The sequence below is a fragment of the Streptomyces himastatinicus ATCC 53653 genome (genome assembly GCF_000158915.1).
Classification (GTDB): domain Bacteria; phylum Actinomycetota; class Actinomycetes; order Streptomycetales; family Streptomycetaceae; genus Streptomyces; species Streptomyces himastatinicus.
In genome coordinates, this window is record NZ_GG657754.1 from 5317499 (window position 1) to 5325730 (window position 8232).

Below are 8232 nucleotides of genomic sequence, written 5' to 3' on the forward strand. Positions count from 1 at the left end.
TCCGGGTCCTCGGCGCCCACCGAGAAGCGGATGAAGCCCTCGGCCACCGCGTCGCCGCCCCACCGGCCGCGCCGCTCGGCGGTGGACCGCACGCCGCCGAAGCTGGTGGCGTCGTCGACCAGCCGCAGCGCGGTCAGGAACCGCTCCGCGTGCTCCTTGCCGGGCAGGGTGAACGAGACCACACAGCCGAATCGCCCGCCGCGCATCTGCCCGGCCGCGACCGGGTGCGCCGGATCGTCCGGCAGTCCGGGATGGCGCAGCCCGGTGACCTCGGCCCGGTCGCGCAGCACCCCGGCGAGCGCGAGGGCGGTCCTGGCCTGCCGGTCGACGCGCAGCGGGAGGGTGGCCAGGGAGCGATGGGCGAGCCAGGCCTCCATGGGCCCTGGGATCGCGCCGACGGTCTTGCGCCATCCGCGCACGGCGGCGGCCAGCTCCGGATCGCGGCAGGTGACGTAGCCGAGCAGGACGTCGCCGTGGCCGGTGAGCGCCTTGGTGCCGCTCGCCACGGAGAAGTCCGCGCCCAGCTCCAGGGGGCGCTGGCCGATCGGGGTGGCGAGGGTGTTGTCGACGGCGACCAGCGCGCCGCGCGCGTGCGCGGCCTCGGCGAGCCCGCGGATGTCGCATACGTCGAGACCGGGGTTGGACGGGGTCTCCAGCCACAGCAGCCCGGTGGTGTCGTCCAGGGCGGTCAGCTGGGCGTCGCCGCCGGTGGGGGCGGTGCGCACCCGGACGCCGAAGCTCCGCAGCCGTTCGCTGAGGGCCGGGAGCAGCTGGTAGCCGTCGGACGGCAGGACGGCGGTGTCGCCCTGCCGCAGCTGGGACAGGAGGACGGCCGCGATGGCGCCCATGCCGGAGGCGAAGACGACGGTCTCTGCGGCGGCGTCCGGGGACTCCAGCTCGCTGATCGCCGCCTCCAGCCGGGACCAGGTGGGGTTGGCGTCACGGCCGTAGGTGAAGGGGCCGGAGGCCTCACCGGGGAGGTGGTAGTGCGCGGCGAAGACGGGGCCGGGCAGCGCCGGTTCGTAAGCGTCGGGCTCGGGCAGTCCGGCACGGACGGCCCGGGTGCCGTCGCCGGTCATACGCGCTCCTCACCGGGCGTTGCGGACGCGACGGAGGTGCTGTCGAGGGCCTCGGCGACCGCGTCCAGCAGTCCGCCGCTCGCGGCCTCGATCATCTCCAGGACCTCTTCGAAGCCGTCCGTCCCGCCGAAGTAGGGGTCCGGTACGTCCAGGCCGCCCGGGGCGTCCGGGTCGGCATCCGGGTCGTAGTCGCGCAGCAGCCGCACCTTCGCGGCGTCCCGCGGGGTGGGCGCCAGGGCGCGCAGCTCCCGCAGATGGCCGCTGTCCAGGGCGATCACCAGATCGAGTTCGGCGAACCACGCGGGCTGGAACTGCCGTGCGACGTGATCCTGCTCGTAGCCGTGGTCGGTGAGCACGGCGATCGCGCGACGGTCGGCCCCGTCGCCCTCGTGCCAGGGGCCGGTGCCCGCGCTGTCCCATTCGACGAGGCCGTCGAATCCGGCCCCTTCGGCATGGGCGCGGACGATGGATTCGGCCATCGGTGACCGGCATATGTTGCCGGTGCAGACGAAGCAGACACGATAGGGCGACGGGGCTCTCATACCTGTCATCATCCCCGGCCGAGATCAGTCCTTGTCATCGGGAAGGACGACGTGCAGCGCCCAGGCGACTATGGAAACGATCAGGCCACCGAGGAAGGCGGCGCCGAAGCCGTCGACATGGAAGCTGAGATCCAATTGCCCGGCCAGCCAGGAGGTCAGCAGCAGCATCAGGGCATTGATCACCAGGGTGATCAGTCCGAGGGTGAGGATGAACAGCGGAAATGCCAGCAGTTTGACGATCGGCTTCACCACCACGTTCACCACGCCGAAGAGCAGAGCGACGAGAATGAGGGTGATCGTCTGACGTCCGGTGTTCTCACCGGTCAGCGTGATGTCCTTGAGCAGCCAGATGGCGACGCCGAGGGCGCCGGCGTTGGCGAGCGTCTTGACGAGCAAATTCTTCATGGTTGAGATCGTCGCAGACAGGCCCGGAGACGGGCAGGGGCATGGCAGGCAGGGGTGGAGAGGCGAATGAAGGCGTTCCGGCTGGACGAGCTGGAGGCGGAGCGGGCCGCGAACGAGGGCGCGTATCTGCAGTTCCTGCGCGAGCGGAACATGTCGGTCGGGCTCTACGCGCTGAACGCGGGCCAGTCCGATCCGCAGGCGCCGCACGGCCAGGACGAGGTGTACCTGGTGATGAGCGGCCGGGCGTCGATCACGGTGGGCATGGAGACGACCCAGGTGGCGCGCGGCAGCGTGGTGTACGTACCGGCGGGCGCGGCGCACAAGTTCCACCACATCACCGAGGATCTGCGGGTCATGGTGGTGTTCTCTCCCCCGGAAGGCTGACGGGAGCTGAGGACGGCCCTCCGGATCCCCTACGGGTCCGGTCAGGGACGGACGGGGGATGGAAGCCGTCCGTCCGGTTCCTGCCCGCCCTAGCATCGATGGCAGCGGGACCGGTGTTGATGAACCGGTCCCATCCAGCCAGGAAAGCAGGGAGCGAAAGTGGCCGCGAAGGACATATTCCGGGGCTTGCCGTGGTGGGTGACATGGATCGCGGTGCCGGTTCTCGTCCTCGCCGTCTTCGGCGGGATGATCATGAGCGTGGTCGGCTTCGTCATCGGCCTGCTCTTCAAGGTGCTGCTGCTGGTGGCGCTGATCGGCGGTCTGATCTACGTCGTGCGGAAGTTCACCTCGTCCTCGTCGCGCGACTGGTGACCCCGCGCGGCGGGTACGCCGCGCGAGGGATACCGCGGAGCCAAACATCGGCCCCACGGCACCACTGTGGTTAGAGTGCGAGTCCGCGACGTTCCCCATCTCGGCGTCTGCCTCGCAACAACACCCCGGGGGTGCCTGTTGACGACAGCGAACATCGACACGGCCGCTGAACCGGCCCTGATCGCCCGCGCACCGGGCCGGCGTCGTCCGGCCCCGTGGGTTCCACCACGGCAACACTGGCCATTTCCGTTCCCTCACATGAGGCAAAGCGACTCCGCCCCGCAGTCGAGTCGCTACGCTCCAGAGTCGGCCAAGTCTGAACTACCCGGGGCGGCGAACGATGCGTGACATGCGTGACACAGTCCAGGCGGAAGTGACGATGACCTTTCTGGTCTCGCAGGAGCTGTCCTTCCGGATCCCGGTCGAGCTGTCGTACGACAGCGGCGATCCCTACGCGGTCGAGATCACCTTCCACTTGCCCGGCGACGCGCCGGTGAGCTGGGCCTTCGCCCGTGAGCTGCTGCTGGACGGGCTCAGCAAACCCTCCGGCGAGGGCGATGTGCGGATCGCACCGGCCTCGCCCGAAGGGCTCTCGGACGTGTTCATCAGGCTTCAGGTGGGGGCCGAGAGAGCCCTGTTCCGGGCCGGGGCGGCGCCGCTGGTGGCCTTCCTGGACCGTACGGACCGGCTCGTCCCGTTCGGTGAGGAGCCCGCGGCCTGCGACCCGGTCGGCGACCTCGACGCCGAACTGGACCGCATCCTGGCCGAGGACCGGTACGCGTAGCGCCGGCAGGCGTCCGTACGTGCCCGTACGAGCCGGTCAGCGCGCCCGCGCCCGGCGGCGCCGTCCGCGCCCCCGTCCGCCCCCGCTCGCCCCGCCGCTACTCGCCCCGCCGCCGCTCGGCACGTTGCCGTCCGGCGTGTGGTCCGCGGAGACCACCAGTACGGCCAGCGCCGTGGTCACCGGCACCGAGGCGACCAGTCCGATGCTGCCCACCAGCGTGCGGACGATCTCTTGAGCGACGATCTCGCTCGTCGCCACCGTTCCCACCCCGCTGTCCGCGATCGAGAAGAGGAGCAGCAGCGGAAGCGAGGCGCCCGCGTACGCCAGCACCAGCGTGTTCACGACGGACGCGATGTGGTCCCGCCCGATGCGCATCGCGGCCGCGTAGAGCTTGCGGCGGCTCGTCGAGGGGTCCGCTTCCCGCAGCTCCCACACCGCCGAGGTCTGGGTGACCGTCACATCGTCCAGCACACCCAGCGAACCGATGATCACCCCGGCCAGCAGCAGGCCCTTGATCTCGATGTCGGGATAGAGGCCGTGCACCAGACCGGTCTGGTCGTCGGTGTTGCCGGTCAGCGACGCCCAGCCGATGAACAGCGAGCCGAGCACGCCGATCAGCAGCAGCGAGACCAGGGTGCCGAGCACCGCGACCGAGGTGCGGGCGCTCAGCCCATGGCACATATAGAGCGCCAGCAGCATGATCGCGCTGCCCCCGACGACCGCGACCACCAGCGGATTCGAGCCCTGAAGTATCGCCGGGAGGATGAACAGCGTCAGCACCCCGAAGCTGATGGCCAGCGCCACCAGGGCGAAGACGCCGCGCAGCCGCCCGACGGCCACGACCACGAGCGCGAACACCCCGGCGAGCAGGGCCATCGGGAACGAGCGGTCGACATCCGAGACCGAGTACTGGAGGTTCTTCGGCGCCTTGGGCGCGTACGCCAGCTTCAGCTCCTGCCCGGCGCTGAACTTCCGTGAGGCGTTCGGCTGGACGATCTCGGGGAACGTGCGGCCCTTGTCCTTGCCCGAGGTGACCTCGATGGTGGCCCTCTCGCAGATGGTCTTGCCGCCGGAGCCCCCGCCGGTCGCGCCGCCGGGTGCCGGGGCGGCGCCCTGCTGACCCGGTTCGGTGGGCGCCTGCGGCTGCGCGTTGGCGTCGGCGCAGTTGATCTCCGCCACCTTCACCACCCGCCCCGCGACCGTCTCCTGGTCGAAACCGAGCCCGCTGCGGCCGTGCGTGGTGTGCTCGGGGCCACCTGGCCACAGCGCGACCAGCCCGGCGACGACGGCGACGGCGAAGGGGATGAGCACCGCCGCGATGACCTTGCGGAGGCGCCCGGAGACGGGCGCGGCCGGGCCGTGCGCATGGGCATGGCTGTGGCCGTGTCCATGGGAGTGGCCGTGGGCCTGGCCGGACGGGTGGGGCTGCTCGGGCGGATGGTCCTGCTGTGTCGCGGTCACCGTCGCATCATCGCAAGAGAGGCAGGCCCCCTGTTCAGGTATGCGCGGAAACCGTTAGCGTGGGGGCACCTTTGCAATCGCGGGAGCTCGGAGCACCGGGCTGAGAGGGCGCTGACGCATCAGCTGCGCCGACCGCTGAACCTGTTACCGGGTAATGCCGGCGTAGGGAGTGGGTCTCATGACTCAGCAGGATGCACACATGCGCGACAACGCTGCCGATTTCGGCTGGCATAAGGGATATGTCACGGGTTCCCGCCCGGACATCCAGGTCCCGGTTCGCCGCGTGCACCTCACCAATGGCCAGGACGTGACGCTGTACGACACGTCCGGTCCGTACACCGACCCCCAGATCGAAACCGACGTCCGCCGTGGTCTCGCGCCACTGCGGCAGAACTGGATCATCGCCCGCGGCGACACCGAGGAGTACTCCGGCCGTCCGGCCCGGCCCGAGGACGACGGGCTCAAGCACACCGCGCCCCGCGGCGGCCTGCGCAACCTCGACGCGGTCTTCCCCGGACGGCCGCGCCAGCCGCGCCGGGCCCGCGACGGCGCCGCCGTCACCCAACTCGCCTACGCCCGCCGGGGCGAGGTCACCGCGGAGATGGAGTACGTGGCGATCCGCGAGAACGTCTCCCCCGAGGTGGTCCGCGAGGAGATCGCGGCGGGCCGGGCCGTACTGCCCGTCAACGTCAACCACCCGGAGATCGAGCCGATGATCATCGGCAAGCGGTTCCTGGTGAAGGTCAACGCCAACATCGGCAACTCCGCCGTCACCTCGTCCATCGAGGAAGAGGTCGAGAAGATGACCTGGGCGACCCGCTGGGGCGCCGACACGGTCATGGACCTCTCGACCGGTCGCAACATCCACACCACCCGCGAGTGGCTGCTGCGCAACTCCCCGGTGCCGATCGGCACCGTGCCGCTCTACCAGGCGCTGGAGAAGGTCGACGGCAAGGCCGAGGAGCTGAGCTGGGAGGTCTACAAGGACACCATCATCGAACAGGCCGAGCAGGGCGTCGACTACATGACGGTCCACGCGGGCGTACGGCTGCCGTACGTCCCCCTGACCGCCCGCCGCAAGACCGGCATCGTCTCCCGCGGCGGCTCGATCATGGCCGCCTGGTGCCTGGCCCACCATCAGGAGTCGTTCCTCTACACCCACTTCGAGGAGCTGTGCGAGATCCTCGCGGCGTACGACGTCACCTACTCGCTGGGTGACGGACTGCGCCCCGGATCCATCGCCGACGCCAACGACGAGGCCCAGTTCGCGGAGCTGCGCACGCTCGGCGAACTCAACCGGATCGCCAAGGAGCACGGCGTCCAGACGATGATCGAGGGCCCGGGCCATGTCCCGATGCACAAGATCAAGGAGAACGTCGACCTCCAGCAGGAGATCTGCGAGGAGGCCCCCTTCTACACCCTGGGCCCCCTCACCACGGACGTCGCGCCCGCGTACGACCACATCACCTCAGGGATCGGCGCCGCGATGATCGCCTGGTGGGGCACCGCGATGCTCTGCTACGTCACCCCCAAGGAGCACCTGGGGCTGCCGGACCGCGACGACGTGAAGACCGGCGTCATCACCTACAAGATCGCCGCCCACGCCGCCGATCTGGCCAAGGGCCACCCCGACGCCCAGGCCTGGGACGACGCGCTCTCCGACGCGCGCTTCGAGTTCCGCTGGGAGGACCAGTTCAACCTGGCCCTCGACCCGGACACGGCACGCTCGTTCCACGACGAGACGCTTCCGGCGGAGCCCGCCAAGACGGCGCACTTCTGCTCCATGTGCGGGCCCAAGTTCTGTTCGATGAAAATTAGCAGAAGCATCACAGAGCAGTTCGGCGGCGACGCCGACGCGACGCCCGAGGAGATCGAGGCGGGGATGCTCCAGAAGTCCAGGGAGTTCGCCGAGGCGGGTAACCGCGTGTACCTGCCGCTCGCGGACTGACACGGATCGCGGAATCTGGCCGCCGGACCCCGGTATCGGAGTCCGGCGGCTTCGTCAGGTGGCGCACGTGCCGCCCAGCAAAGCAGTATGCGAGGCATGGGAACCGACGCGGAGCCGATGGCGGAACACGTTCAACGGTGGTGGCGCGAAGGGCAGGCGCCCGACGGTGACGTGATCGTCTTCGGGGACGGTCGGTTGTCGGTGATGCGGTTCTGGACCACCGAATGCTGGTCGCGTGCAGAGGAGGTCCTTCAAGCCACGGAGTGGACCGTCCGCCACTGGCTGGACGTCGACGTGGTCATGGCATCGTGCGGATACGGCGGATATCGCGCCTACGGAGGAGAATCCGCAGCCCACGGCAGCATCGGCTGGGTCGCCCTGACACGGGACGACGAACATCGGACCCTGGAATGGCTCGCGGTGTGCTCCGAGTCGAACCCGTTCGCCGAGGTGGCTCTCGACGACACCCGCCTGACGGCGGTCAGCACCAGCCACGATGTGTGGACCTTTCCGCGTGACGCTCCGCAGAAGGTGGAGATCAATCGGGTTACCGAACGGGACAGGGGACGGTTTCCTGCCGGGTGAGCACGGTGTCTCCGCGCTGACGCTGTCCTTCATGAAATTCAGCCACGACATCCGCCGCGAGCACGGCGACGCGATGGACGAGGCCGGGGCGGAGGCCGGAATGGCGGAGAAGTCCCGCGAGTTCGCCGCCGCGGGCAACCGGGTCTACCTCCCCCTCGCGGACTGACCCGGCCCGCTCCCGTCAGGACACCGCTCGCCGCCGCGACCCCTCGTCGCGGCGGCGGGCTCGTGCTTGGGTGGGGCCGTCACAACGCCCCTACGCGAGCCCTCCGGAGCAGCCCATGGACAACCTCCGCGCCCTGCGCGTCGCCAACCAATGCTTCGCCCGGCACCTCGACGGGATCGGGGACGACGGGTGGGCGCTGGCCACCCCGTGCAGTGAGTGGACGGTGCGGGAGCTGGTGGGGCACGTCCTCCTGGGGCATGCGCATCTGGTGTCCGTCCTGACGGACGAGCAGGTCGCCCCGGGGCCCGGGGATACGTTCGCGGAGTGGGCCGGTCGGGCGGAGCGGGCCGCCGGGTTACCGGGGGTGGCCGGGCGGACCGTGCGGAATCCGGTCGTCGGCGAGTTGAGCGGGGACGCGGCGGTGCGGATCCGCTGGAGCGATGTCTATGTGCACGCGTGGGATCTGGCGCGGGCCCGGGGCGCGGAGTTCACGCCCGATCAGGAGC

The 8232-nt window shown here is 70.0% G+C and carries 10 protein-coding genes and 1 pseudogene; 7 read left to right on the top strand and 4 right to left on the bottom strand.

The window, feature by feature from the left end; all coding sequences use genetic code 11:
• From SSOG_RS22440 to SSOG_RS22450, 3 genes are all read right to left on the bottom strand, one after another.
• Positions 1-1079 (bottom strand): cystathionine gamma-lyase (locus SSOG_RS22440; RefSeq protein ID WP_009716530.1); only part of this gene is annotated, 1079 nt, incomplete at its 3' end.
• Positions 1076-1621: a low molecular weight protein-tyrosine-phosphatase gene (locus SSOG_RS22445; protein WP_039938370.1), complete on the bottom strand. Its 546-nt coding sequence runs from the start codon at positions 1619-1621 to the stop codon at positions 1076-1078. The genes SSOG_RS22440 and SSOG_RS22445, both read right to left, overlap by 4 nt.
• A 24-nt stretch (positions 1622-1645) precedes the next feature.
• Entirely contained in the window at positions 1646-2026 is a 381-nt protein-coding gene (locus SSOG_RS22450) for a phage holin family protein (protein WP_009716532.1), read from the bottom strand.
• Between the two features lie 66 nt (positions 2027-2092).
• On the opposite strand from SSOG_RS22450, the gene SSOG_RS22455 reads away from it, so the two are divergent.
• From SSOG_RS22455 to SSOG_RS22465, 3 genes are all read left to right on the top strand, one after another.
• On the top strand, positions 2093-2410 hold the full coding sequence (locus SSOG_RS22455; protein ID WP_009716533.1) for a cupin domain-containing protein: 318 nt from the start codon (positions 2093-2095) through the stop codon (positions 2408-2410).
• Positions 2411-2569: 159 nt separating this feature from the next.
• Entirely contained in the window at positions 2570-2782 is a 213-nt protein-coding gene (locus SSOG_RS22460) for a DUF5326 family protein (protein WP_009716534.1), read from the top strand.
• Positions 2783-3131: 349 nt separating this feature from the next.
• Entirely contained in the window at positions 3132-3566 is a 435-nt protein-coding gene (locus SSOG_RS22465) for an SsgA family sporulation/cell division regulator (RefSeq protein WP_009716535.1), read from the top strand.
• A gap of 36 nt (positions 3567-3602) precedes the next feature.
• Here the strand turns inward: SSOG_RS22465 and SSOG_RS22470 are convergent, their stop codons facing one another.
• Complete coding sequence (locus tag SSOG_RS22470; RefSeq protein WP_009716536.1) at positions 3603-5027, bottom strand: YibE/F family protein; 1425 nt, start codon at positions 5025-5027, stop codon at positions 3603-3605.
• 178 nt (positions 5028-5205) lie between these two features.
• On the opposite strand from SSOG_RS22470, the gene thiC reads away from it, so the two are divergent.
• From thiC to SSOG_RS22490, 4 genes and pseudogenes are all read left to right on the top strand, one after another.
• Complete coding sequence (gene thiC, locus SSOG_RS22475) at positions 5206-6975, top strand: phosphomethylpyrimidine synthase ThiC (protein ID WP_039938373.1); 1770 nt, start codon at positions 5206-5208, stop codon at positions 6973-6975.
• A 96-nt stretch (positions 6976-7071) separates the two neighbouring features.
• Positions 7072-7560, top strand: a complete 489-nt coding sequence (locus SSOG_RS22480; RefSeq protein ID WP_106516437.1) for a hypothetical protein — start codon at positions 7072-7074, stop codon at positions 7558-7560.
• A gap of 31 nt (positions 7561-7591) precedes the next feature.
• Positions 7592-7726: pseudogene (locus SSOG_RS57520) on the top strand (hypothetical protein); the annotation flags it as partial.
• 115 nt (positions 7727-7841) lie between these two features.
• A partial coding sequence (locus SSOG_RS22490; RefSeq protein ID WP_154686104.1) for a maleylpyruvate isomerase family mycothiol-dependent enzyme occupies positions 7842-8232 on the top strand: 391 nt, incomplete at its 3' end.

Coding starts and splice junctions, on each gene's coding strand:
- SSOG_RS22465 (WP_009716535.1), top strand. CDS start 3,132: ATGCGTGACACAGTCCAGGCGGAAGTGACGATGACCTTTCTGGTCTCG.
- SSOG_RS22445 (WP_039938370.1), bottom strand. CDS start 1,621: ATGAGAGCCCCGTCGCCCTATCGTGTCTGCTTCGTCTGCACCGGCAAC.
- SSOG_RS22455 (WP_009716533.1), top strand. CDS start 2,093: ATGAAGGCGTTCCGGCTGGACGAGCTGGAGGCGGAGCGGGCCGCGAAC.
- SSOG_RS22450 (WP_009716532.1), bottom strand. CDS start 2,026: ATGAAGAATTTGCTCGTCAAGACGCTCGCCAACGCCGGCGCCCTCGGC.
- SSOG_RS22480 (WP_106516437.1), top strand. CDS start 7,072: ATGGGAACCGACGCGGAGCCGATGGCGGAACACGTTCAACGGTGGTGG.
- thiC (WP_039938373.1), top strand. CDS start 5,206: ATGACTCAGCAGGATGCACACATGCGCGACAACGCTGCCGATTTCGGC.